Source organism: Novosphingobium sp. BAM6 (genome assembly GCF_057784955.1).
Genome location: NZ_JBYNTR010000002.1, coordinates 621,000 through 645,978 on the forward strand (window position 1 = coordinate 621,000; position 24,979 = coordinate 645,978).

General features: G+C 65.7%; 22 protein-coding genes. 9 read left to right on the plus strand and 13 right to left on the minus strand.

What is annotated here, in order from left to right:
• Positions 1 to 6: 6 nt before the first annotated feature.
• The 4 genes from AC3EC3_RS11590 to AC3EC3_RS11605 are packed head-to-tail and all read right to left on the minus strand — an operon-like array spanning position 7 to position 3,603.
• Positions 7 to 570 carry a GNAT family N-acetyltransferase gene (locus tag AC3EC3_RS11590; RefSeq protein ID WP_488489750.1) on the minus strand — a complete coding sequence of 188 codons (564 nt, stop codon included), beginning with the start codon at positions 568 to 570 and terminating at the stop codon, positions 7 to 9.
• A 14-nt stretch (positions 571 to 584) separates the two neighbouring features.
• Positions 585 to 1,631 carry a homocysteine S-methyltransferase family protein gene (locus tag AC3EC3_RS11595; RefSeq protein WP_488489751.1) on the minus strand — a complete coding sequence of 349 codons (1,047 nt, stop codon included), beginning with the start codon at positions 1,629 to 1,631 and terminating at the stop codon, positions 585 to 587.
• Positions 1,628 to 2,545 carry a methylenetetrahydrofolate reductase [NAD(P)H] gene (metF, locus tag AC3EC3_RS11600; RefSeq protein WP_488489752.1) on the minus strand — a complete coding sequence of 306 codons (918 nt, stop codon included), beginning with the start codon at positions 2,543 to 2,545 and terminating at the stop codon, positions 1,628 to 1,630. Before metF ends, AC3EC3_RS11595 begins: the two co-directional genes overlap by 4 nt.
• On the minus strand, positions 2,542 to 3,603 hold the full coding sequence (locus AC3EC3_RS11605) for a metalloregulator ArsR/SmtB family transcription factor (RefSeq protein WP_488489753.1): 1,062 nt from the start codon (positions 3,601 to 3,603) through the stop codon (positions 2,542 to 2,544). The genes metF and AC3EC3_RS11605 overlap by 4 nt, the downstream gene beginning before the upstream one ends.
• Before the next feature lie 167 nt (positions 3,604 to 3,770).
• Here AC3EC3_RS11605 and AC3EC3_RS11610 point away from each other — a divergent pair, with 167 nt between their 5' ends.
• From AC3EC3_RS11610 to gltX, 5 genes are all read left to right on the plus strand, one after another.
• Positions 3,771 to 3,944, plus strand: a complete 174-nt coding sequence (locus AC3EC3_RS11610) for a hypothetical protein (RefSeq protein ID WP_260924874.1) — start codon at positions 3,771 to 3,773, stop codon at positions 3,942 to 3,944.
• Positions 3,945 to 4,115: 171 nt separating this feature from the next.
• A complete protein-coding gene (locus AC3EC3_RS11615; RefSeq protein WP_488489754.1) occupies positions 4,116 to 5,798 on the plus strand; it encodes an NAD+ synthase in 1,683 nt (560 codons plus the stop codon).
• 439 nt (positions 5,799 to 6,237) lie between these two features.
• Complete coding sequence (locus AC3EC3_RS11620; RefSeq protein WP_260924868.1) at positions 6,238 to 6,438, plus strand: hypothetical protein; 201 nt, start codon at positions 6,238 to 6,240, stop codon at positions 6,436 to 6,438.
• Between the two features lie 40 nt (positions 6,439 to 6,478).
• Entirely contained in the window at positions 6,479 to 7,366 is an 888-nt protein-coding gene (locus tag AC3EC3_RS11625; RefSeq protein ID WP_488489755.1) for a bestrophin family protein, read from the plus strand.
• A 59-nt stretch (positions 7,367 to 7,425) separates the two neighbouring features.
• Positions 7,426 to 8,751 carry a glutamate--tRNA ligase gene (gene gltX, locus AC3EC3_RS11630; protein WP_488489756.1) on the plus strand — a complete coding sequence of 442 codons (1,326 nt, stop codon included), beginning with the start codon at positions 7,426 to 7,428 and terminating at the stop codon, positions 8,749 to 8,751.
• A gap of 154 nt (positions 8,752 to 8,905) precedes the next feature.
• Here gltX and mauJ read toward each other — a convergent pair whose 3' ends face one another.
• The 5 genes from mauJ to AC3EC3_RS11655 all read right to left on the minus strand — a co-directional run bounded on the left by mauJ (position 8,906) and on the right by AC3EC3_RS11655 (position 15,642).
• Positions 8,906 to 9,913 (minus strand): methylamine utilization protein MauJ, encoded by a 1,008-nt coding sequence (mauJ, locus tag AC3EC3_RS11635; protein ID WP_488489757.1) that lies wholly within the window; start codon positions 9,911 to 9,913, stop codon positions 8,906 to 8,908.
• A 92-nt stretch (positions 9,914 to 10,005) separates the two neighbouring features.
• Positions 10,006 to 10,554: a pseudouridine synthase gene (locus tag AC3EC3_RS11640; protein ID WP_488489758.1), complete on the minus strand. Its 549-nt coding sequence runs from the start codon at positions 10,552 to 10,554 to the stop codon at positions 10,006 to 10,008.
• Positions 10,555 to 10,631: 77 nt separating this feature from the next.
• Positions 10,632 to 11,414, minus strand: a complete 783-nt coding sequence (locus AC3EC3_RS11645) for a 3-hydroxybutyrate dehydrogenase (protein ID WP_260924854.1) — start codon at positions 11,412 to 11,414, stop codon at positions 10,632 to 10,634.
• Positions 11,415 to 11,471: 57 nt separating this feature from the next.
• A complete protein-coding gene (locus tag AC3EC3_RS11650) occupies positions 11,472 to 12,629 on the minus strand; it encodes a patatin-like phospholipase family protein (RefSeq protein ID WP_488489759.1) in 1,158 nt (385 codons plus the stop codon).
• Positions 12,630 to 12,894: 265 nt separating this feature from the next.
• Positions 12,895 to 15,642, minus strand: a complete 2,748-nt coding sequence (locus AC3EC3_RS11655) for a [protein-PII] uridylyltransferase (protein WP_488489760.1) — start codon at positions 15,640 to 15,642, stop codon at positions 12,895 to 12,897.
• Positions 15,643 to 15,843: 201 nt separating this feature from the next.
• Here AC3EC3_RS11655 and lgt point away from each other — a divergent pair, with 201 nt between their 5' ends.
• The 4 genes from lgt to AC3EC3_RS11675 are packed head-to-tail and all read left to right on the plus strand — an operon-like array spanning position 15,844 to position 19,081.
• Entirely contained in the window at positions 15,844 to 16,758 is a 915-nt protein-coding gene (gene lgt / locus AC3EC3_RS11660) for a prolipoprotein diacylglyceryl transferase (RefSeq protein ID WP_488489761.1), read from the plus strand.
• Positions 16,755 to 17,861 carry a class I SAM-dependent methyltransferase gene (locus AC3EC3_RS11665; RefSeq protein ID WP_488489762.1) on the plus strand — a complete coding sequence of 369 codons (1,107 nt, stop codon included), beginning with the start codon at positions 16,755 to 16,757 and terminating at the stop codon, positions 17,859 to 17,861. Before lgt ends, AC3EC3_RS11665 begins: the two co-directional genes overlap by 4 nt.
• 3 nt (positions 17,862 to 17,864) lie before the next feature.
• A complete protein-coding gene (locus tag AC3EC3_RS11670; protein ID WP_488489763.1) occupies positions 17,865 to 18,563 on the plus strand; it encodes a TMEM175 family protein in 699 nt (232 codons plus the stop codon).
• Entirely contained in the window at positions 18,560 to 19,081 is a 522-nt protein-coding gene (locus tag AC3EC3_RS11675) for a DUF2306 domain-containing protein (protein ID WP_488489764.1), read from the plus strand. Before AC3EC3_RS11670 ends, AC3EC3_RS11675 begins: the two co-directional genes overlap by 4 nt.
• 220 nt (positions 19,082 to 19,301) lie before the next feature.
• Here the strand turns inward: AC3EC3_RS11675 and AC3EC3_RS11680 are convergent, their stop codons facing one another.
• From AC3EC3_RS11680 to AC3EC3_RS11695, 4 genes are all read right to left on the minus strand, one after another.
• Positions 19,302 to 22,736, minus strand: a complete 3,435-nt coding sequence (locus AC3EC3_RS11680) for an AAA family ATPase (protein ID WP_488489765.1) — start codon at positions 22,734 to 22,736, stop codon at positions 19,302 to 19,304.
• 42 nt (positions 22,737 to 22,778) lie between these two features.
• Complete coding sequence (locus AC3EC3_RS11685) at positions 22,779 to 23,534, minus strand: DsbA family protein (RefSeq protein ID WP_488489766.1); 756 nt, start codon at positions 23,532 to 23,534, stop codon at positions 22,779 to 22,781.
• Positions 23,535 to 23,631: 97 nt separating this feature from the next.
• Complete coding sequence (locus tag AC3EC3_RS11690; RefSeq protein ID WP_488489767.1) at positions 23,632 to 24,375, minus strand: thioredoxin domain-containing protein; 744 nt, start codon at positions 24,373 to 24,375, stop codon at positions 23,632 to 23,634.
• Complete coding sequence (locus AC3EC3_RS11695; RefSeq protein WP_488489768.1) at positions 24,375 to 24,974, minus strand: DUF721 domain-containing protein; 600 nt, start codon at positions 24,972 to 24,974, stop codon at positions 24,375 to 24,377. Before AC3EC3_RS11695 ends, AC3EC3_RS11690 begins: the two co-directional genes overlap by 1 nt.
• Positions 24,975 to 24,979 lie beyond the last annotated feature (5 nt).

Sequence of the window (24,979 nt, forward strand, 5' to 3'; positions counted from 1 at the left end):
GAAGGTTCAGCCTGCCGCAGCAGGCAGAAGGTCGCGGGCAGTGAGGTCGCAGGCCAGCACATAGTCGTCATGTTCGACGCTGCCCACAAGGAAACGGCGCGAGCCGATCGTTTCGAAGCCCTGACGGGCATAGAACGCCAGCGCGCGGACGTTCTTCGCATTCACGCCCAGCAGCAGGCGGCGATGACCTTGCGCACCTGCGAGTGCGGCAGCCATCAGCGCCTTGCCAAGGCCGGAGCCCTGCATGCGGGTGAGCGTGTAGATGCGCTTGAGTTCGATATCGCCATCCCGCGCCTGGTCGATCTCCGGCGGGCAGAGCAGCGCATAGCCGAGCGGGCAACCGGTCGCGGTGTCCTCACCCAGCCAGATGCGCCCGCCCTTGGCCAGATAGCCGCGATAGGCTGCCGCGCTGTGCCCGTCGCGGCAGAACGCCAGTATGTCGGCGCGCTGGAGCAGCCCGGCATAAGTCTCCAGAATGGCCGCGCTGCCTACCAGCGCGATCGCTTCCAGATCGTCTTCAAGGTTGGGCTCACCAACCTCTCGCACCTGCCAGCCGTTGATATCGAACATCGCGAAAGGCTCGATCAGGCGGGCATGATGAAGGGTTCAAGGCCCGCCAGACGCGTCACCGGTTCAAGGCGCGGCAACTGGCGCGAGGGGAGGCCCGCCACCTTCTGCGCGATCGCGCCGATGTGCGCAGGCGTCGAGCCGCAGCAGCCGCCCAGCACGTTGACCTGGCCTGCGACCGCCCATTCGCCGACGAAGCCTGCCGTCGTCTCGGGCATCTCGTCATAGGCGCCCAGTTCGTTGGGAAGCCCGGCGTTGGGGTAGATCATGATCGCGCAGTCGGCGATTTCGGACAGCGTCTTCACGTGAGGGCGCAGCTGGGTGGCGCCGAACGAGCAGTTCAGTCCGATGGTCAGCGGACGGGCATGGCGTACCGCGTGCCAGAACGCCTCGACCGTGTGGCCCGAGAGGTTGCGGCCCGAAAGGTCGGTCAGCGTCATCGACAGCATGATCGGCACTTCGCGGTCCAGTTCCTGCTCCAGATGGCGCACTGCCATGATCCCGGCCTTGGCGTTGAGCGTGTCGAAAACCGTCTCGATCAGGATGAAGTCCGCGCCGCCCTCGACCAGCGCGGCGGCCTGCTCCTTGTAGACATCGACGAGAAAGTCCCAGTCGATCTCGCGATAGCCCGGATCGTTGACGTCGGGGCTGAGCGAGAGCGTCTTGTTGGTCGGCCCGATCGCACCGGCCACGAAGCGGGGGCGCCCATCCTTGGCCTGGAACTCGTCCGCCAGCTTGCGCGCGAGCTTGGCCGATTCGAGGTTGATCTCGCGCACCAGATGCTCGGCGCCGTAGTCGGCCTGGCTGATGCGGTTGGCCGAGAAGGTATTGGTCTCGGCAATGTCCGCGCCTGCCTCGAAGTAGGCGCGGTGGATCGCCTCGGGCACTTCGGGCTTGGTCAGCGCGAGGATGTCGTTGTTGCCCTTCTGCTCGTGGCTGAGGCCAAGGTTGCCCGCATAGTCGGCTTCCGAGAGCTTCCAGTTCTGGATCTCGGTGCCGAAGGCGCCATCGGTGATGAGGATGCGCTTGGCAGCCTCGGCGAGGAAGGTTTCACGCGCGCTCATGCCGCATTCTCCGTCAGGGTCTCTTGGGGACGCACGCCCAGCAGCTGGCAGATCGCATAGGCCTGCTCGGCGCGGTTGAGCGTATAGAAGTGATAGTCGCGCACACCGCCTTCGTAGAGGCGCTTGCACAGGTCCGCTGCCGCCACGGCGGCGACGAGGGCGCGCGGGCCGGGGCGTTCGTCGAGCCCGTCGAACATCGTCTCCAGCCACGCCGGGATTTCGGTATTGCCCGACATGCGGCGGATCGCGGCGAAATTCGTCACCGGCATGATGCCCGGCAGGATCGGCGCGTCGATGCCTGCTGCCAGCACCTTGTCGAGAAAGCGGAAGTAGGCGTCGGTCGAATAGAAGAACTGCGTGATCGCGCGGTTTGCTCCGGCATCGAGCTTGCGCTTCAGGTTGTCGAGATCGCTCTGGGCGCTCAGCGCCTCGGGGTGAACCTCGGGGTAGGCGGCGACCGAAATGTCAAAGTCATGGCGGCGGCGCAGGCCCGCCACGAGGTCGGCCGCGCCGGTGTAGCCATCGGGGTGGGGCACGAAACGGCCGCCGTCCGACGGCGGCGGGTCGCCGCGCAGGGCGACGATATGGCGCACGCCCGCGTTCCAGTACTGGTCGGCGATCTCGTCGATCTCGGCCTTGCTGGCGCCCACGCAAGTCAGGTGCGCAGCGGCGGGAATGCCGGTCTCGCTGGCGATGCGGGCCACGGTCGCATGCGTGCGTTCGCGCGTGGTGCCGCCTGCGCCGTATGTCACCGAGACGAAGCTGGGCGCCAGCGGAGCAAGCTGGCCGATGGCGTCCCACAGCTGTTCTTCCATCTTCGCCGTCTTGGGCGGGAAGAATTCGAACGAGACGGAAACGTCACCGGGCAGGTCCGCAAACAGCGGTCCCGCGGGCAGCGGCGCGGTGGCATTCATCGGGGTATGACCTTCCTGTTGTCGTCGGCGTCGGCACTGTGTTCAGGTGCAGGCGCATCGGGGAGCCGCGTCGCGGTCCAGATCTTCACGGTAAGCGGATCGCCGGGCAGGGCGACCGGCAGCTCGGGTGCGAACCCGGCGGTTTCGAGCAGGTCGCGCATCTGATCGTCGGTAAAGCCGAGGCGCGCGTGGGCATGGGTTTCGCGCAGATCCTCGCGCTCGTGCGCGGCCAGATCGACCACGGCGATACGCCCGTCTGCGCGGAGCACGCGTGCGGCTTCGCCCAGCACGGTGGCGGGCTGCTGCGCGAAATGGAGCACCTGATGGAACGTGACCGTATCGAACGAGGCGGTGGCAAACGGCAGGTCGGTGAAATCGCCCTGCACCAGATCGAGCTTGTCGGACGGCAGTTCCTGCAAGCGCGCGCGGGCGAGGCGCAGCATGTCCGGGCTCTTGTCGAGCCCGGTCACGCGGCGTGCGCGCGGCGCCAGCAATTGCGCGATGCGACCCGTGCCGGTGCCGACGTCGAGCAGGGCGCCGAGTGCGCCTTCTTCATTCTTTACGCTGTTCCTGGCCAAGCCGCCGGACATGAGCGCGGCGCACAAGGCCTGCTCTACCGGCTCATCTGCACCATGAAGTGCGCGTAAAGTGTCCCATTCCGAAGCGTGTCTTGCAAAATATGCCTCTGCACTTGCTTCCCTTGCACTTCGAATCGCCGCGAGTTGACGGCGATCTTCGGCGCAGCGGGTCGAAAAGCCGATGTCCTCTGCCTCTGCCGCCGCCAGGAGCTGGGCGGTCGCCGGGCCGAGACTGCCGACGCTGCGGTTGTGTTCGCGGCTCTCGTGAATTGCGCTGCGCAGGAACACCCAGCTGCCCTCGCGGCGCCGCTCGGCAAGGCCTGCATCGCAGAGAATCCGGATGTGGCGTGATACTCGCGGCTGGCTCTGGTCGAGCACCAGCGCAAGCTCTCCGACCGCCAGCTCCATATGCGCCAGCAGACGCATGATGCGCAGGCGGGTGGGTTCCGCCAGAGCGCGAAGAAGGGGGTCGATGTGCATGGCTTGCATATAAAGATATCTTTATATGTGCGCAAGTCCTAGGCGGCAGGCGGTTTTGCCCCCCCATCATTCCCATTTGCGTTGCACCATCGTCTCGTCTAAAGACTGGCACCGCAGGCTTGCCTGTAAGCGTTGGCCTATGCGCCAAACAATGCAAGGGGATTCGCATGAAGAAGATTGCTCTGGCCGCGTTCGCGTCGGCTGCCGTTCTTTCGCTCGCTGCTTGTGGTTCGGAAGCTCCGACCGACGCATCGACCGAGTCGGTTGAGACCGCACCGGAAGAAATGATGACCGGTGACGCCACCGACGCACCGACCGAGGCTGCGACCGAGGCGATGTAATCCGCAAAGGGGGCCGTCCCTCGCCCACAAGGCGAAGCGGCCTCCATTGCTACACCGGAAATTATCGAATTTTTTCGATAGCTTCCGGCCTGTTTCGGCAGGAAAAAGCCCTCCCCTGACGGGAGGGTTTTTTATTTGCATGGGGCATTTTCGGCGGGCATCACTTGCGCCATGGCCGATACCCTCAAGATCACTCTTGCACAGTTGAACCAGTCGGTCGGCGATATCGCCGGTAACGCTGCGTCGGTGCTGGAGGCGAGGGCGAAATCGCCCGATTCGGACCTTGTGGTCTTTCCCGAACTTCACCTGATCGGCTACCCTGCTGAGGATCTGATCCTCAAGCCGTCGCTGATCGAACGCGCGGCGGCCCAGCTCCAGACCTTGGCCGAAGCTACCGCGCAGCCCGGCCCGGCCTTGCTGGTGGGCTCTGCCTTCGTGCTCGATGGTGCGTTGCACAACGGGGTGGCCTTGCTTGATCAGGGGCGCGTTTCGGCGGTCCGGCTGAAACACGAACTGCCCAATTACGGCACCTTCGACGAGATGCGGCTGTTCCAGCCAGGCCCTCTGCCCGAGCCGGTGATCCTGCGCGGCACGATGCTGGGCGTGCCCATCTGCGAGGATATCTGGCGCCCCGAAGTGTGCCGCCATCTGGCCGACTTCGGCGCCGAGATGCTCGTGTGCATCAACGGCAGCCCTTACGAGATCAACAAGGACGCGCTGCGAATCGAAGGCGTGGCCAAGCGCCGGGCGGTCGATACCAACCTGCCGCTGGCCTATCTCAACCGCGTGGGCGGGCAGGACGAACTGGTGTTCGACGGGGCCAGCTTCGTAGTGAACGGCGATGGCGCGCTGGCGGTGCAGATGGCCGACTGGCGCGAGCAGGTGGTGCAGACCAACTGGACGCGTACCGCGCAAGGCTGGCGCTGTGACCGGGGAAGGATTGAGGCCCTGGCGACGCATCCTGAGGATATCTACTGCGCGATGGTCGTCTCGCTGCGGGACTATGTGGAGCGCAACGGGTTTCCCGGTGTCGTGCTGGGCCTGTCCGGCGGGATCGATTCGGCAACCTGTGCGGCGATTGCCGTCGATGCGCTGGGGCCGGACCGGGTCTGGGGGGTGATGATGCCTTCGCGCTTCACCAGCGCCGAAAGTCTTGAGGATGCCGCCGAATGTGCCCGGCGTCTCGGCATCCGCTATACCGTGCTGCCGATTGGCGACGGCGTGGACGGGTTTGACGCGATGCTCGGCACCGTGTTCGACGGTCTTGCCCGCAACGAGGCCGAGGAAAATTTGCAATCGCGTATTCGCGGCACGGCGCTGATGGCGCTGTCGAACAAGTTCGGGCCGATGGTGCTGACCACCGGCAACAAGAGCGAGATGAGCGTCGGTTTCGCGACGATCTACGGCGACATGGCGGGCGGCTACAATCCGCTCAAGGATGCCTACAAGATGACAGTGCGCTCGATCGCGCAGTGGCGCTGCGGGCAGGTGCCCAGAGTGCAAGCCGCTCGTGCTCAGGCTGGCGGGATGGCAGAGGTCGAAGGCGCCCCGATTCCCGAGCGGATCTTCACCAAGCCGCCCAGCGCCGAACTGCGCGCCGACCAGCGCGATTCGGATACGCTGCCGCCCTACGAAGTGCTCGACCCGATCCTCCTCGGGCTGGTCGAGCATGACAAGAGCGTCGAGCAGCTGGTGGGCGAGGGCTTCGAGCGCGATCTCGTTCAGCAGGTCGAGCGTCTGCTCCACCGCGCCGAATTCAAGCGTCGGCAGGCCGCGCCGGGCGTGAAGTTGACCGCCCGCAACTTCGGCCGTGACAGGCGCTATCCGATCACGCACGCCTTTCGGAGCGGGTGACGTATCGGCAGGTTGCCGACAACGGGCCAGCTCGACAGCGCAGCGCTTCGCGATCCTGCCGGGGCCATACAGAGAGGGCGCGATCGAGGCGGCGCACACCCATCCCGATGTTCTGGCGATGTGGAAGCGCTACGCGGCCGTCTGCGATTATGTGCCGTTTGGAGAGCTTCCCGAAGCGCAGGACCTGTTTGCGCAGTTCGAACCCATCGACCTGACCTGATCCGCCGTCTCCGGTCCTGGCGCCGACCGGACGGTCAGCCAGCAATCCTTTGTTACGAACCTGCATTTCGTCGCACGTCCTGCACTGCACGCACACGTTTCGCGCCGCAGCAAAACTTTGTAACGCAATACACATGGCGCAGACAGATCGTTGCACCAGATAGTGTGGGAAGGGCGCCATTGTGCGGCGCACCATGAAACACCGTTCGGAGATCCTGACATGCGACAGTTTGACGAACTCAAGCAACGCAACGCCACCGAAAGCCTGCGCTCGACGCTGCTGCTGCTGCTGTTCGGGCTTGGCACACTGGGCTTCCTGGTCGCCGCCGACCACCCGCAGTGGTTCTCGATTCGCCCCGCCAGCGGCAGCTCGTTCGCGATGTCGCAGGCGGTTGCCAGCGAGGCACGCGAAGCGCCATGATGCCTGTCATGTCCTTTGAAGTTCCCGGAGGCGCTCCCTCGTGATCGTGACTGCCCATCCCCGCGTGGGGACATTCCTGAAGCAGATCGCCGCGCCGCTTGGCCTGCTGTTCGTCTGGGACGTGCTGGTCACGGTGACGTACTTTACCGTGCCGTTCACCGCGCCGGACCTGCCGCTGACCCTGTTCGGTACGGCGGTGGCGCTGGTGCTCGGTTTCCGCAGCAATTCGGCCTACAACCGCTGGTGGGAAGGGCGCGGGCTGTGGGGGCTGATGATCAACGCCAGCCGCAACCTGTTGCGCGGCGTGATCAACTTCATGCCCGATCCCGAAGCTGCCGAGATGAAGCGCCGTATCGCGAAGACGCAGATCGCCTACGTCAACGCGCTGCGCTGCCAGTTGCGCCGCCTCAAGCCCGATGACGAAGTGCGCTCGCGCCTGCCCGAGGCTGACGCCGATGCCGCGCTCGCCAAGACCAACGTCGCCAACGCCCTGCTCAACGAGATCGGTCGCGAGATCGACGAGGCGCGGCGCATGGGCTGGATCGACACCATCCAGCAAAACCGCCTCGAATCGGTGCTGATCGACATCGCCAACTCGCAAGGCGGGATGGAGCGGCTCAAGAACACGCCGCTGCCCAACCAGTACCGCTTCTTCCCGACCTTCTTCACCCACCTGTTCTGCGTGCTGCTGCCGTTCGGGCTGGTCGAGACGCTGGGCTATGCCACGCCGCTCGGCTCGACGGTGGCGGGCGTGATGTTCCTGGCCGTACTCAAGATTGGCGACGATCTGGTCGATCCTTTCGCCAACACGATCCATGACCTGCCGCTCAATTCGATGTGCCGCACGATCGAGATCGACGCGCTCCAGTCCGTGGGCCTCGAAGCGCCCAAGCCGCTGACGCCCGACAAGGAAGGCGTGCTCTGGTGAGCCGGACTATGATTATCCCCGTTTGACGCCTGCCCCGGCGCGCCGTAATCGCGCCGGGTATGACCGTCACCCGCTTCGCTCCCTCGCCCACAGGCCGCCTCCATGTCGGCAATATCCGCACGGCGCTGCACAACTGGCTGCTGGCGAAGCGCGAGGGGGGCAGGTTCCTCCTGCGTATCGACGATACCGATGCCGAGCGCAGCCGCGAGGAGCATGTCGAGGCGATCCGCGCCGACCTCACATGGCTGGGCCTGCACTGGGACGGCGAGGCGCGCCAGTCGGAACGCTTCGCGTTGTACGAGGCGGCATTCGAGCGTCTGAAGGCTGATGGCCGCGTATACCCCTGCTGGGAAACACCGCAGGAGCTGGATTTGCGCCGCAAGGTGCTGCTGGGGCGCGGACTGCCGCCGATCTACGACCGCGCCGCGCTCAATCTTTCCGAGGACGAAAAGGTCGCGCGCATCGCGGCGGGTGAGATGCCGCACTGGCGCTTCCTGCTCGATCACGAGGCGCCCATCGGCTGGACCGACGGCATTCGCGGCGAGCAGCACTTCGACCCCGCGCAGATGAGCGACCCGGTGGTGCGCCGCGCCGATGGCTCGTGGCTCTACATGCTGCCCTCGGTGATCGACGATATCGACATGGGTGTGACCGCGATCCTGCGCGGCGAGGACCACGTTTCGAACACCGCGGTGCAGGCGCAGATGTTCACCGCGCTCGGCGCGCCGCTCCCGGCCTTCGCGCATGAGGCGCTGCTGGTGGGATCTGAGGGCAAGCTGTCCAAGCGCCTCGGCTCGCTGGGCCTCGCGGAACTGCGCGAGGCGGGCACCGAGCCGCAGGCGCTGATCGCGTTGCTGGCAAGGCTGGGCACGTCCGATCCGGTCGAGGCCGGGCTGTCGGTGGAGGAGCTGGCCGCCGCCTTCGACCTGTCGCACTTCGGCCGCGCGCCCGCGCGCTTCGACGAGGCGGAACTCGCGCGGGTGAACGCCGGCGTGGTCCACGCACTCCCCTTCGCCGCCGTGGCAGGCCGCCTGCCCGAGGAGATGGACGAGGGCGCCTGGGAAGTCGTGCGCCCGAACCTTGCGACCGTCGCCGAAGCGCACGACTGGTGGCGCGTGGTGATCGGCCCGGTCGAGGCCCCCGCCCTCACGGACGAGGACCGCGCCTTCGTGGCACAGGCCGCAGAGGTGCTCGATGGTCTGGAATGGTCCGACGCGATCTGGAAAAGCCTGACCGAGGCGCTGAAAGCCGCGAGTGGCCGCAAGGGCAAGGCGCTGTTCCTCCCCTTGCGTCAGGTGCTCACCGGCATGGACCACGGCCCCGACATGAACGCCCTCCTCCCCCTGATCGGTCGCGACGCCGCCCTGGACCGCCTGCGCGGGTGAGGGGAGGGGGGCTTCCGCTGCTCTCCTGATCCCGAACTCTGCTCAGCCTGAGCCTGTCGAAGGCTGCATGGAAGTGTTTGGTCGGTTGCGGCTCGCGCCAATTTAATAAAATCGACATCGGCAATAAACTTGATGCTGAAGAAATTCAGTAAACTTATGAAGTTTGGACTTTGGTTGCCCGGACTTCACCTAGCCATGCTTCGTGCTGTGCGATCAGGACGCGCGCGCATAGGTCCATAATGAACGCAACGTCCGTAAACCTGCTGACATCGATAGGCGAGCTGACATCGAGTGCGCTCTTTTCCCGTAATGTGAAGTGAGCCATCGCATCTCGATACTGTTTCGAGAGGAACCCATCGTAGAATTCCTTCATTGGCTTATCTACGAACTTTTTTAGCCATTCCGGCAGGTCCGCATTATCGGGCACTCTGAGCTTCTCGCGACGTACGTCGATCCCCGCCGCTTTAGCCCGTTTGAACAATCCCGTACGAAGCGGGCCTAATATGCCTTCCATGATTTTATGCAGGCACAGAACGCGGTAGTACGGGCTGCTTGCGTTAAGCGCTTCGCGATACAGCGCGTAGACTGTCCTCATTTCCAAATCGAGCTCTTCCCCGCCAGCACCAACCGTTACGGGTTGAGGAGGGGAAACATAGTGTATGTACTGCACCTCGTGCCGTATGTCGCGGATCACGACAAGCGCTGCAAACGCGGGAACGCGGCCCAAATAAGACATCCTATCAAGATAACGGGCGAGAAGTTCTGAAAATTCAATCCGCGCTTCCTCAGCCGTCCTCGCTGTTATCGTGGCTGATGCCATGGAGATTTCCGCATTGGAATTTACATCCAACCGCAGCGAACGTGCGCCGATCCCAAAATTGAGATGACCAATGCCCGCAGCGACGGTAAGATATGAACCGCCCGAGTTTTTATCAAAGTCCCCAGCGAAGTTGCTCGACAACTCCGCATGGCGTGACAGCCTTGCCCTTATCTCAAACTCGCGAGGCGACTTATCGCTCATTCGCAAATGATCGTCGTTCACACGATCTTTGAACTGAGCAACGATAATCAGATTACCTTGGACCCCAGGTGCGCCGAATTCACTCGCCGGTATTACCATTGAGGTTCCTTCGGACTGCCCAATAAATTTGTTTGCGTTCATTGCTTGCAACTTTACGCTTCACTCATGGCGATGCAACTTTCACATTTAGCCTGCGGGCCTTGAATGTTTTGGGTGCGCAGTAGCTACCCCCCCTAAACCGCCACTTCCCGCCATTCGCCCGGTGCCAGATCACCCAAGGTCCATTCGCCGATGGCCTTACGCACGAGACGCAGGGTGGGATGGCCGACGGCGGCGGTCATGCGGCGGACCTGGCGGTTGCGGCCTTCGTGGATCGTCAGTTGCAACCATGAATCGGGCACCGTCTTGCGGAAGCGCACCGGGGGATCGCGGGGCCACAGGGCGGGATCGTCGATGGCGATGGCCTTGGCGGGGCGCGTCGGTCCATCGTTGAGCACGACGCCGCGGCTGAGCGCGGTGAGGGCCTCGTCGCCGATCGTGCCTTCCACTTGCGCAAGGTAGGTCTTGCCCAGTTTATAGCGCGGGTCGGCGATGCGGGCCTGCAGGCGCCCGTCGTCGGTGAGCAGCATCAGCCCCTCGCTGTCACGGTCGAGCCGACCTGCGGGATAGACGCCGGGTACGTCGATGAAGTCCGACAGTGTGCGGCGCGTCGTCTCGGTCCCCCGATCCGTGAACTGGCTGAGGACATCGAAGGGTTTGTTGAACAGGATCAGCCGGGCCATGACAGCCCGGCTGGATCATCTTGGGGGGCGGGTCAAGAAGAACCCGGCGAAAGACCCTGTCAGTTCATGTACCAGCGTCAGTTCATGTACCAGCCGTGGCTGGCGACGAGCGACTGGCCGGTCAGCGCATTGGTCTGGAACGCGGCGAAGAACAGCGCGACTTCGGCGATGTCATCCACCGTGGTGAACTCGGTATCGACGGTATCGCCCAGCATGACCTTCGAGATCACCTCGTCCTCGGAGATGCCCAGTTCCTTCGCCTGCTCGGGAATCTGCTTGTCCACCAAGGGCGTGCGCACGAAGCCGGGGCAGATCACGTTGGTGCGAACGCCCTTCCTGCCGCCCTCCTTGGCGATCACGCGGGCGAGGCCCAGCAACCCGTGCTTGGCGGTGACATAGGCGCTCTTGAGCGGGCTGGCCTCCTTGGAGTGGACCGAGCCCATGAACAGGATCGCGCCCGAACCCTTGGCATACATGTGCGGCAGACACGCCTTGGAGGTGAGGAAAGCGCCGTCGAGGTGGATCGCCAGCATCTTCTTCCAGTCGGAAAACGCGTATTTCTCGACCGGATTGACGATCTGCACGCCCGCGTTGGAGACCAGCACGTCGACGCCGCCGAAGGTATCGACCACCTTCTGCACGCCTGCGTTCACCTGCTCCTCGCTGGTGACGTCCATGGCGATGGCGAGCGCCTCGGTGCCGAACTTGGCCTTGATATCGTCCGCCGCCTTCTGCGCAGCTTCGAGCGCGATATCGGCGATGACGACCTTGGCGCCTTCGCCTGCATACTTGTGCGCGATGGCATTGCCGATGCCGCTGGCGGCGCCGGTGACGATGCAGACCTTGTCCTGAAGTTTCATGGCAGGCTCTCTCCTCTTGACTGTAAAAAGCGAATGGGAAGCGGACGGCAGGAAAGGTCAGCGTGCGTCGAGGGGGCGCTCGCCGGCCAGATCGAACGTGATGATTTCGTCGGGATGCAGGACGCGCCCGGTCCAGTCGGGATGGTGCAGTGAGTGGAGCGCGTCGGCCTTGCCCGCAGCCCAGTGCTCCTTCACCGTCATGCGCGAAAACTCGTAGTCCTTGGAATGCGTCTCGTAGCCGCGCGGGCGGTTGATGAGGTGCATGATCGAGACCGGGCCGACCGCGTGATTGGCCAGCAGCGCCTTGAGGTCGGGATCGTCGGCCAGCTCGTCGGGCAGCTTCTTTTCGAGGCGCCGCGCCGCCGCGCGCAGCTTCTGGAGCTGGCGCGAAAGGTCGGTGTTCATGCGGGTGCGGCTGGAGAAGCGGATGTCCTTCTCGCGCTGCGCGGCCTCGGCCATGGTCGTGGGCACAATCCCGCGCGAGGAGAACAGATCGACCTGATAGATCGTCATGTCGCAGCTGGGCCGGTTGTCGAGCACGTATTGCAGCGGGGTGTTGGAGACGAGGCCACCGTCCCAGTACCATTGCCCGTCCACCTGGATCGGCGGAAATCCCGGCGGCAGCGCGCCGCTCGCCATGATGTGTTCGGGCACGATGGTACGCTGGCGGTTGTCGAAATAGGCGAAGTTGCCGGTCAGGACGTTGACGGCCCCAACGGAAAACCGCGTCTCGCTGCTGTTCAGCCGGTCGAAGTCGACGACTTTCAGCAGCGTGTCGCGCAAGGGGGTGGTGTCGTAGTAGCTCAGGCGCGAGAAGTCCTCGGGCCAGTCGGGCAGGGGCATCGGCACGCGTGGGTTGAAGAAGCCGGGCACGCCGAAGCTGGCGACCATGTTGGCCGAGGCCTGATTGAATAGGCGGCGGGCGAAACCGGCGGGTTCGTCGAGTTCGTATTGCAACTCGCTGGAGACCAGACCCCAGAACTTGCGCAAGTGCTTGACGCGCTCGCCCACCGCGTTGCCCGCGATGATCGCGGCGTTGATCGCGCCGATGGAAATGCCTGCGATCCAGTCAGGCCGCAGGTCCGCCGCTGCCAGTGCTTCATAGACGCCCGCCTGATAGGCGCCCAGCGCGCCGCCGCCCTGCAGGACGAGCGTGGTGTGGCTCGATTTCTCGGCGTCCGATTTTTGGGCTTCTGGCTTTCTGGCGTCCGGCATAGTCCGACTCCCGCGAACAGGCGCCGATGTTGCGACGCAGCACACGGGTAACACATGGGCCGGGAACGGGTTGCTTGCAAGTCTTCGCACAGCGCTTGCGAAAGTTTGCATCCGCATGTGTTGGGGGAGGCATGCCTCCTACTTCGTCATTCCCGCGAAGGCGGGAATCCAGCTCCGCCCGTCGGGATAGCGTGGCGTCTGGATTGAGGCGTTGCGCTATCTGGCCTCCCGCCTCGCGGGAATGACGACGAAAGGATTATAGGGCTCAGGAAACCTCCTGCGCCGCCTCCGCCAGACGGCGCTCCAGCGCCTTGATGCGGCTGCCCGAGGTCAGTTTTCCGCCCAGCAGGTCGGTGACGTAGAAGGTATCCACCGCCTGCTCGCCATACGTGGCGATATGGGCGGAGTGGACCATCAGGCGCTGCTCGAACAGGCCGTGGGCAAGACGGTTGAGCAGGGCAGGGCGGTCGCGCGCGCTCACTTCCACCACGCTGAAGCGGTTGGAGGCCTTGTTGTCCACCAGCACGCTGGGGCGCACCTCGAAGGCGTCGGCGCGCGGGCGCACTTCGGGCTTGGCGACCAGCTGGGGCAGGATCTTGACCCGGTTGGCGAGCGCGTTCTCGATCGAGATGCGCAGGCGTTCGAGCTGGCCTTCCTCGCGGAACGGACGCCCGAGCGGGTCCTGCACGAGGAAATTGTCGACCGCGCGGCCGGTGCGCATCGTGTGGATGCGCGCGTCGATCACGTTGCCGCCCGCAAGGTGGATGCCGCCCGCAATGCGGTAGAACAGCCCCGGATGGTCCGAGGCGATCACGGTGACGAGCGTGGCACCGCGCGCGGGATAGTATTCGGTCCAGATCGACAGCGGTTCGCTGCCGGTCGCCTCGATCTGGGCGAGGTTCTTGACGATCACGTCCTCGCTCTCGGCCACCCAGTAGCTGTCGAGCAGGTCCGGGCCGATGGTCTCGACCAGCGAGGCCTGTTCGGGCGCCAGTGCCATCACGGCAGCTTTCTTGGCCAGCACGCGGTGTTCGCGTCCGAACTCGGCATGGCCGAGGCGCAATTGCTGGTCGGCGGCGTTGTAGAGATCGCCGATCAGCTGGCGTTTCCACGAATTCCAGATGCCGGGGCCGACCGCGCGGATATCGACGATGGTCAGCAGCGTCAGCTGGCGCAGGCGGTCGATCGTCTGCACCACGGTGACAAGGTCGGTGATCGTCTTGGGATCGGACAGGTCGCGCTTGAAGGCCATGGCCGAAAGCAGCAGGTGATGGAGCACAAGCCAGCTGACCAGCTTGGTCTCGTCCTCGTCCAGACCGAGGCGCGGGCACAGCTCCAGCGCGATCTCGGCGCCCAGCTCGGAATGATCGCCGCCGCGCCCCTTGGCGATGTCGTGGAGCAGCACCGCCACATAGAGCACCCGGCGCGAGCGGATCTTGTGGACAATGGTGCTGGCCAGCGGGTGGTCCTGCATCAGGTCGCCGCGCTCGATCCGCGAGACGAGGCCGATGGCGCGGATGGTATGCTCGTCCACCGTGTAGTGGTGGTACATGTCGAACTGCATCTGCGCGTTGACGCGGCCGAACTCGGTGATGAAGCGCCCGAACACACCGCCCTCGTTGAAGGCGCGCAGGGCCTTTTCGGGGTCGTTGCGGCTGGTCAGCAGCTCCATGAACAGCGCATTTGCCTTGGGATCGGCGCGCAGCTCGTCCTTCACCAGCGCGGCGTCGCGGGCGATCAGGCGCACCGTTTCGGGATGGATTTCCATCCCCTCGCGGTCGGCGATCACGTAGATCTCGATCAGGCGCAGCGGCTTTTCGCGGAACCAGTCGTCCGAAGGCGCGCGGATGCGCCCGCCGAACACCTTGTAGCCCTTGATCGTGCGCTCCTTGGCGCGGAATCCCGCCAGTAGCCCGCGCGGCTGGCGGCGGGCGAACTGCTCGTCCAGCTGCGCCAGGAACACGCCGGTCAGCACGCCGACGACCTTCGCCTGCAGGAAGAACATGTGCATGAACCGCTCGACCGCGCTCTTGCCGGGGCGGTCGGTGTATTTCATGCGCGCGGCGACCTCGCGCTGGAGATCGAAGGTCAGCCGGTCCTCGGCGCGGCGGGTGATGGTGTGCAGGTGGCAGCGCACGGCCCAGAAGAAGTTCTCGGCGCGGCGGAAGGCGTGATATTCCTTGCGCGTCAGCAGGCCTGCATCGACCAGTTCGCTGGGATCGCGCACCTTGTGGATGTACTTGCCGATCCAGTAGAGCGTGTGCAGATCGCGCAGGCCCCCCTTGCCTTCCTTCACGTTGGGTTCGACGACATAGCGCGTATCGCCCATGCGCTTGTGCCGCTCCTCGCGTTCGGCCAGCTTTTCGGAGACGAACTGCCGCTCGGTCCCGGCCACCACGTCGCGCCAGAAGCGCGCGCGCATCTCCTCGTAGAGATCCTGATCGCCCCAGACATAGCGGCCTTCGAGCATCGCCGTGCGGATGGTGAGGTCCGACTTCGACATGCGCACCATATCGTCCAGCGAGCGGCTGGAATGGCCGACCTTCAGCCCCAGATCCCACAGGAAATAGAGCATCGCCTCGATCACCTGCTCGCACCAGTGGGTTTGCTTGATCGGGGTGACGAAGGCGAGATCGACATCCGAATGCGGCGCCATCTCGCCGCGCCCGTAGCCACCCACTGCCACGATCGTCAGGCGCTCGCCCTTGGTGCGGTTGGCCGCCGGGTAGACGTTCACGGTGACGTGATCGTGGATGATGCGCAGCAGCTGGTCGACCAGATAGGCCTGTGCCTCGGCGATCTCGTGCCCGGCCGAAGGCTTCTCGACCAGCCTCCGGGCGATCTCGGCACGGCCGTTCTCCAGCCCCTCGCGCAGCAGGTCGACGATCAGGCGCCGCGCCTCGCGGGCGCCGCCGGCGGTCGTGCCGTGCGTCTCGACGATGACGGCGATGCGCTCGACCAGATCGCGGCGGTCGATCACGGCGCGGGGAGAGGGGATGCGGATGACGCTCATGCAGCGGCTATCTAGTGATCCTTGGCGGGCGAGGGAAGCGGGGAAGCCTGTGTGAACGCCTTAGCGCGCAAAGGTGAATTCCCCGCTACCATCGCGCCTGCGCCTATGCCAGAAGGCGCCGCATGATGTGTCGCCACAGGGCCTGTCGCTCCGTGGTGTCCCAGCCAAGCCAATAAGCCAAGCCAAGAAGAGGCCGCGTCCTTGTCCCTGCTCTCGTTACTCGCTTCCGCTGCCGCCGAGGTCCACCAGCCGATCTACTGGGCCGACCTTGGCCTCAAGAAGGGGATCGACCTGGGTGTGTTCACCCTGCGGTTCTACTCGCTGGCCTATCTTGCGGGCATCCTGCTGGGCTACTGGCACCTCTCGCGCATGATCAAGGCGCCCGGCGCCCCGCTGGCGCAGCGCCATGCCGACGACCTGTTCTTCTACTGTACGTTGGGCATCATCCTGGGCGGACGCCTTGGCTATGCGACCTTCTATACCGGCGGCAATACCGGCATTCCCAGCCTCTGGGCACACCCCAAGGACCTCGTCTCGCTGTGGCACGGCGGGATGAGCTTCCATGGCGGCGTGATCGGCGTGCTGCTGGCGATCAGCTGGGTGTCGTGGAAGAACAAGCTGAACTTCATCCGGGTGGCCGATTACATCGCGGTTTGCGTGCCGTTCGGGATGATGTTCGGGCGCCTTGCGAACTTTGTGAACGGCGAGCTGTGGGGGCGTGTCGTGACCAGCTACGTGCCATGGGAAATGGTCTTTCCCGACGGTGGCCCGCTGCCGCGCCACCCCAGCCAGCTCTATGAAGCCGGGCTTGAGGGGCTGACCATGGCGATCATCATGCTCACCGTGTTCTGGAAGACCCGCGCGCGTTATCGCCCGGCGCTGCTGGTGGGCGTGTTCACCGCCGGCATCTCGGTCGCGCGCTTCACGGTCGAGTTCTTCCGCGAGCCCGACGCCCAGCTGCTCACCTTTGCCGAGCGCACCGGCCTGTCGATGGGCCAGTGGCTGACGATCCCGCTGTTCCTGGTGGGCCTTGGGATGATCGTCTGGTCGCTTTCGCGACCCGCGATCGGCTCGGGCCAGACGCTGGAGCCCAGGACAGAGCCCCAGAACGCATGAGCGAGCCGGGGGGCATCGGGAATGGCGGCGGCGGAGCACCGGAGGGCGATGCGCTCTCGGTGATATTCCGCCGCCTGATTGCCAACTACGGCCCGATCACGATCCAGCACTACTTCGCCGAATCGAACGCGCGCTATTACACCGCGAAAGACCCGCTCGGCAGCGAGGGCGATTTCGTCACCGCGCCCGAAATCAGCCAGATGTTCGGCGAACTGATCGGCCTGTGGCTGGCCGACATGTGGATTCGCGCAGGTAAGCCGGAGCCGGTCCACTACGTTGAGCTTGGCCCCGGTCGCGGCACGCTGGCGCGCGATGCGCTGCGGGTGATGGCGCGCTATGGCCTGACCCCGCAAGTCCACTTCGTCGAGGGTTCCGCCGCGCTCAAGGCGGTGCAGCTTGAAGCGGTGCCGCACGCGCGCTGGCACGCCGATCTCGATACCGTGCCCCATCACGGCACCCTGCTGGTCGTCGGCAACGAGTTCCTCGATGCCCTGCCGATCCGCCAGTTCGTGCGCATGCCCGAAGGCTGGCGCGAGCGGATGGTCGGCCTTGCCGACGATGGGGCCGAGGATGGCCAGAGCTTCCTGCCCATCGCAGGCGAAAAGCCGATGGACCTTGTCGTGCCTGTCGAACTGCGCGAAGCGCCCGAAGGCACGATTGTCGAAACCTGCCCGCCCGCCACCGGCATCGTCTACGAGCTGGCCGGGCGGCTCAATACGCAGGGCGGCTGCGCGCTGCTGATCGACTATGGCCATGCCCATACCCGCACCGGATCGACCCTGCAGGCGGTGCGCGCGCATCGCAAGGTCGATCCCTTCGTCAACCCCGGCGAGGCGGACCTTACCGCCCATGTCGACTTCGAGGCGCTGTCCCGCGCCGTCCTCTCGCGCGAGGGCAAGTGGCTGGGCACGGTCACGCAGGGGCACTTCCTGCGCGCGCTCGGCATCGAGGCGCGCACGGCAGCCCTTGCGGCGAAAGCCCCGGCGCATATAGTCTCGCTGGAGACAGCCCGCGACAGGCTGATCGAGGAGGGACAAATGGGGGCATTGTTCAAGGTCATGGGGATAGCCGCGCCGCAGTGGCCGGATGGAGCCGGTTTTTAGGGGATGGGGTCGCAGGCCGGGGCTTTCGTCGCCTCTCCCGCTCCCTCCCTTCCGGCGGATGGACCTGTTCCCCATAGCGGCGGGGCGGGCTTCGCGCTGGAACGGGTGGTGTTCTTTTCCGATGCGGTCTTCGCCATCGCCATCACCCTGCTGGTGCTGGAGATCGAGGTGCCGCATCTGCCTGAAAGCGCACCTGCGCAGGCTTACTGGCACGACCTCGCCGGGCTGGCGCCCAGCCTGCTGGCGTTCCTGCTGAGCTTTCTGGTCATCGGGCGGTTCTGGATCGGCCATCACCAGATCTTCAGCCGGGTCAGCCACTTCGCGCAGGGGCTGCTCTGGCCCAACCTTGCCTGCCTGTTCACCATCGCGACGATGCCCTTCACCACCGCCTTCGTCGCGGCGGGGCACAACAGCTTCGTGCCTGCGCTGTGCTACAACCTGAACCTGCTGGCGGCCGGGATCGCGACATGGTTCCTGATGCTGCGCGTCCGGCAACTGGGCCTCGCCGTGCCCGAGGCGAGCGGAGATCGAGGTGGCGCCGGATCACCTGCGGTTATCGCTGCCGCGCTGCTGAGCGTCGCGCTCGCCTTCGTGGTGCCGACGATCAGCCAGGCCGGGATGCTGACCCTGCCGCTCTGGCGCCTCGCCTTCCGGCGCCTCGCCTTCCGGCGCCTGACATCGAACGGGGAGGTGCCGGCATGAGCACGCTTCCCGCCGGGGCCCTTTCGTTTACACCAACTCCGATCCGCAACACCGCGCCCGACCCGCTGGAGCGCGCGCTCGGCGTGCTGTCGCTGGCGATGCTCGCGGTGGTCGCCGTGGCTGTCGCCAAGGGGGCGTCGCAGTGGAGCCTGATCCCCGGCCTCGTCTGGGCGCATCTGGGCACCATCTGCTTCGCACTGGCGATCACCCCGGTGCTGATGTGGCAAAGGCGAGGCACGCGGCTGCACCGCCGGCTGGGCTATGTCTGGTGCGCGGCGATGTTCGGCACCGCCATCGTCAGCTTGTTCGTCCACGGCGCGAACAGCCGGTTCAGCGTGATCCATATCCTGTCGATACTGGTGATCGTACTGGTCCCCTCGCTGATCCTCGCCGCCCGCAGCCATAACGTCGCCCGCCACCGTCGCACCGTGCGCGGCCTGATCATCGGCGCGCTGCTGGTCGCCGGGTTCTTCACCTTCCCGTTCCACCGCCTGCTGGGCATGTGGCTGTTCGGGTAGGGGGCGGCATGTCCGGATTGGAGTTTGTGCCGTAAAGTTGCTCGCGGTATCAAACGCTTCGTCATTCCCGCGAAGGCGGGAATCCAGCCAGCGCAGCGCGTCGAAGCCGAAATCGCTGGCGAGGTCGCCACTGGTTTCCCGCCTTCGCGGGAATGACGAAATGAAGAGGATGCCGGCCGACCGACCGGAACGGCCAGCCGGAGCGCATCCCTGCTTCCCCTCACGCCCCCAGCAGTTCCTCCGCGCCCACAAGGTCCACGCTGACGAGGCGCGAGACGCCCTGTTCCACCATCGTCACGCCGAACAGGCGGTGCATGCGGCTCATCGTCACGGCGTTGTGGGTGACGACCAGATAGCGTGTTTCGGTCTCGCGGGTCATCGCTTCGAGCAAGTCGCAGAAGCGCTCGATATTGGCATCGTCGAGCGGGGCGTCGACCTCGTCGAGCACGCAGATCGGCGCGGGGTTGGTCAGGAACAGCCCGAAGATCAGTGCCACTGCCGTCAGCGCCTGCTCGCCGCCCGACAGCAGCGTCAGCGATTGCAGGCGCTTGCCCGGCGGCTGGGCGAAGATTTCGAGGCCAGCCTCCAGCGGATCGTCCGAATCGACGAGGGCAAGGTGCGCCTGCCCGCCCTGGAAAAGCTGCGTGAACAGGCGGCGGAAGTGGCCGTCCACCGCCTCGAAGGCGGCGCGCAGACGCTCGCGCCCCTCGCGGTTGAGTTTGCCGATCGAGCCGCGCAGGCGATTGACGGCCTCGATCAGTTCGGCCTTCTCGGTGGCGCTGGTGCCCAGCCGCGCCTCGGCCTCTACCAGTTCGTCGGCGGCGACGAGGTTGACCGGGCCGATCTTCTCGCGCTCTCCCGTCAGCCGCTCCATCGCGGCGCTCTCGGCAGATACCGTGCCGACATCGCCCCAGGCAAAGCCGTGGCGTTCGGGCAGGACCGGGGGCGGGCACTGGAAACGCTCGGCGCAGGTGCGGTTGATGTCGAGCCGCCGCGCGTCCTCCGCCTCGGCGCGGGCGGTGGCTCCAGCGCGTGCCTCGCGGGCAGAGGCCAGCGCTTCGGTGGTGGTGGCAAGAGCGATGTCGGCCTGTTTCGCGGCCAGTGTCGCGGCTTCCAGCGTGGCATCGGCTTGCGCAAGCTCGACGGCGAGGCGCTGGCGGATGGTCTCGGCCTGCTCGATCTGCGCCAGCAGCGCATCGGGACGCCCGGCATTGACCGCGTGCTCGGCTTCGATCTCCTCCAGACGGCCCGCCATCTTGGCGAGCCGCTGCGCCGCATCGCCTGCGCGCGCCTGCCAGCCCTTGATGTCGCCGCGCTGCGAGGCGATCCGCTCGCGCGAGACGGCAAGCCCCTGATCGTGCGCGGCGAGCGTGGCGGTGGCCGTGATCATGCTCTGCCGCATGGCCTCGTTGCGCTGGCGGGCTTCGGCAAGGCTTGCCCGACCGACTTCAGGATCGGGCAGGCCAGTGCGCTTGGCCTCGGCGGTAGCGAGTTCGTCCTGCGCGGCGGTGAGGCGTTGTGACAGGTCGTCGCGGGCCGCCTCGATCTCCACGCAGCGGGCTTCGTGACGGCGTGCGGCGTCCTCGGCCTGATCGACGGCGCGCAAGGCGGTGCGCTCCTCCGCTGCCGCATCGCCCAGTGCGCGTTCGAGCGCGGCTATCTCGGCCTGAAGTGCGTTCAACCGCGTTTGTGTCGCGGTCTGTGCTGTTTCTGTCCGTTTCAGGGCATCTCTGAGCGGCGGTATCTGCGCGTCGAGCTGGGCAAAGCGATTGTCCGCCTCAAGCCGCGCGGCCTCGGCCCCGCCTTCGCCACGCGCGATGAAACCGTCCCAGCGCCGCAGCACACCCTCGCGCGTCACCAGCCATTCGCCGGGTGCCAGAAGGCGGTCGTCGTCGGTCTCGACAACGTGTACCAGCGCCAGTCGTGCACGTAGTTCCGGCGGGCATTCGGGGACGTGAAGCGACAGGTTTTCAGAGACTTGCACCGGGGAATCTGCCCCGGTCCAGTAGCGCCCGTCGCTGCCCGGATCGCGCCCCAGCGGCGCGCGTGCATCGCGCCCGAGCACGGCGGCGAGTGCGCGTTCGTAACCGGGTTCCGCGCGCATAGCCTCGATAGCGGGCGTCATCCCGTGGGCGACTTTGGCTCCGCGTGCGCGCGCCTCCCGGTCACGCAGCAGGGCGGAATGTTCGCGCTCGACACCGGTCAGATCGGCGCGAGCCGCCGCCAGCGAGGAGGCTGCGGCATCGCGCTCGGCCTGCAAGGAGCCCCTGGATTCGTTAGCTTTTTCGAGGTTCTCCTGCGCTGTGGTCAGGGTCGCAGTGGCGGCCTGTACGCGGGCCCGCGCCTGCATCACGGCATCTGCAAGATCGCCTGCCGCAGCATGGGAGGACGCTTGCGCTTCGATCCGGGCAACCTCGCCATTCAGCCGATCGCGCGCGGTCTGGGCTTGCCGGATCTCGGCCTCGACGATGCGCCATTCCGCCTCGATACCCGCCTGCGCCGCCGTCGCCTGCGCAAGATCAAGCTCGGCAGTTCGCGCCGAGCGCTCGGCCCCTTCCAGCGCGTTGGCAAGGCGGGGGCGCTGCGCTTCCTCGGTCTGGAGGCGCACTTCGCCCTCGGCCACGTCCTTCTCCAGCCGGGCAAGCGCTTCTGCGGCATCGCGGGTCAGCCGGTCAGCATCGCTCCGGTCGGATTCCAGCCGCATGCGCTGGCGTTCGAGGTCTTTCAGGCGCTGTTCTGCCGCATCGAGCTGCCCGGTCAGCGTGGCGAGGCGGTGGCCTTGTGCATTGGCATCGTCGCGCCGGTCGGTGAGGAGATCGCGTGCCTTGGCCAGCGTCGCTGCGGTTTCGGCCTGTTCCGCCTGCGCCTGCGCGGTGGCGGTCTGCGCGGTTGCGACCGAGGCTTCACAGGCGAGCGCCTGCTTCTTCGCCGCTTCCGCAGCCTCTGCCGCGTCTCGCCAGCGGGCAAACAGCACGTGGGCCTCGGCCACGCGGATCTGGTCGGAGAGGGCGCGATAGCGCTCGGCTGCACGGGCCTGCCGCCGCAGCGCGCCGACCTGCCTGTCGAGCCCGGCCATGATATCGTCGAGCCGGGCGAGGTTGGTTTCGGTGGCCTTGAGCTTGCTCTCGGCATCCTTGCGGCGGACGTGAAGCCCGGCGATACCGGCGGCCTCTTCCAGCATCGCGCGGCGTTCGGCAGGCTTGGCGGCGATGACGGCAGCGATGCGGTCCTGGCTGACGAGCGCAGGCGAATGCGCGCCGGTCGCCGCATCGGCAAAGGTGAGGGCAACGTCCTTGGCGCGCACGTCGCGACCGTTGATGCGATAGGCGCTGCCCGCGCCGCGCTCGATCCGGCGGATGACTTCGAGTTCGTCGCGGGTGCCGTCTTCGCGAAGGGCCGTATCGCCCACCAGCACGACTTCGGCGAAGGCGCGGGGCGGGCGGCTGGCCGTCCCTGCGAAGATCACGTCCTCCATGCCGCCGCCGCGCATCGACTTGGCCGAGCTTTCGCCCATGACCCATCGGATCGCTTCGAGGAGGTTGGACTTGCCGCAGCCGTTGGGGCCGACGACGCCGGTCAACCCCGGCTCGATGCGCAGTTCGGCAGGCTCTACGAAGCTCTTGAAGCCACTGAGCCGAAGACGCCGGATGCGCATCGAGAGGGTATCAGCTGTTCAGATGATCAGGTCACGCGCGGATCAGCGCGCGCCGGCCTCTTGCAGCTTGGTTTCCAGCTCGCCCCATTCCATCGACCCGATCGACGAGCCGTTGAGAATGAAGGTAGGCGTGCCTTCGACGTTGTACTGCTTGGTCGCCTGATCGGTCATGTCGCTGAGCGCCTTGGCCTTGGCGGTGTCGGCAAGGCAGGCCTGGGCCTGCGCCTTGGGGATGCCACGCGCGGCGAAGAAGTCGGTCATGCCGGAAAGCTGGGCGACAGCCGGGATCTGCTGCGGCGGCGGCATGGCCTGCAGTTCCTTCAGCTTGGCGTCGCCGGCGGCCTGGATGTTCTGGAACATGTTGGGCTGCCAGGCCCAGAACTGTTCGGACAGCGGGATGACCGTTTCGGTCGAACCGCAAGTGGCCAGCAGCGCTGCCGGAATGTCGAAGGCGTTCAGCATGAAATAGCGCAGTTCGTAGCTGACGCGGCCGCTGTCGATATAGGTGTTGCGCAGCGTGGCGAAGCCGTCGTCCGCCAGCTTGGCGCAGTGCGAGCAGCTGAGCGCGCCATATTCGACCAGCTTGATCGGGGCGTTCGGGTTGCCCATGCGATAGCCGCCTTCGGGTGTCTTGGAGACGACGTCGGACCACTGCTCACCGGTCGGCGGAGCGACCTTGGCAACTGCGGTGGCGCTGGCGGTTGGGCCGTCGCTGGAGGAGCCGGAGCCACAGGCGGCAAGGCCGAGGGCAAGCGGAGCGGCCAGAAGGCCAAGCGCAAGAGCGCGGATGCGGGTCATCGACAGGAGATCCTTTGCTGGAAAGGGTAAGCTAGCGGAGGATGCATCGCAGAGGCAAGCGCATCAGTGCTGCGCTGTCCTTGCGTGGGAGAAAGTGTCAGGAAAGGCCGCTGCGGTGTGCCGCGATGCGACCGAGCAGGTCTTTCTGGAGGGAAGGCCAGTCATGCTCTTCCACCAGTTTTCCATTGACCACGAAGCTGGGGGTGCCGGGAACACCGACCTGTTCGGCAACCTTCTGCAGCCCCATCAGCTTGTCGATCGCCGCCTTGCTGGAGAGGCACTGGTCGGCCTGCGCCTGGCTGATGCCCCAGGGCTTGACCGTCGCATAGAAGTCGAAGTCGGTGGCGATCGCCTTCATGCGGTCAGGTACGGCGCCGGTGAACCAGCGCTGCTGCTGATCGCGCGTGAACATCTCGGCCTTGGCGATCCACACATCCTGGGTGCCCATGAAAGCATTGTGGCGGGTCCACATCTGGCGCGGATCGCCGCAGGCCACCAGCAGCGAGACGGCAAGGTCGATCGGGTTACGGAGCAAGGAACTGACCGTCACCTGGATCTGGCCCTTGGGGATCGCCGACTGCTGGAGTGCGGCGGTCGAGTCCTTGTGGAATTCCGCGCAATGCGGGCAGGTGTAGCTGACGTATTCGGTCATCTTCACCGGCGCATTGGGGTTGCCGACGGTGATCGTGCCATCCGGGTTGGCGCTTTCGACCAGCGACCAGTTGCGGCCTGCCGAGACTGCGGCCTTTTTAGGGGCAGCGGCGGAAAGGGCGGTGCTGCCTGCCGTGCCGATCAGCAGCGCGGCGGACAGGCCGACAAGCGCGGCGGTATGCTTGAACATTACTTGGTCTCCTGTCCGTCCCTGGCGCTCATGCTGCGGGCAAGCGATTCGAGGACCGCGCGCAGTTCGGGATCGCCGATGTCGCGCAGCGACTCGCCAAGTTCGAACGGCACGGGCTTGAGTGATGGCGGCGCCCCCTTGGGCGGTGAAGCAGGCGGTGCCTTAACCGCGCCTTGCCGGATCTTCACTTTCGCCACGGCATTGTACCCGAAGAACCGGTTTACCCGATCGACGATCTCGGGGATCACATGCTGGATGATCGTGGCATGGGCAGGCACGACCACCAGCTGGAGGATGCCCTCGCTCTTTTCGCCGGGCGGAAAGCGGATCGATTCGGGCGAGCAGATGCGCGCATGGCGGGCACCGACGATCTCGGGCCAGCGCGAGACCACGCTCGACTGGACGAAGCCGAAGCGCCGAAATGCCGTGCGCCCGACTTCGGGCATGAGATCGGAGATCGCCCGCGCAGGCCCGCCGCGCGCCCGCTCGAAGCGCTTGGGCGCGACGGCAGCTTTCTCGCCCTTGGCCTTTTCAGCCTTGGACCCTTCTGCCTTTTTGGGGGCGGATTTTCCCGGAGATGTCGAGCCTTGGCGTTCCATTGTCC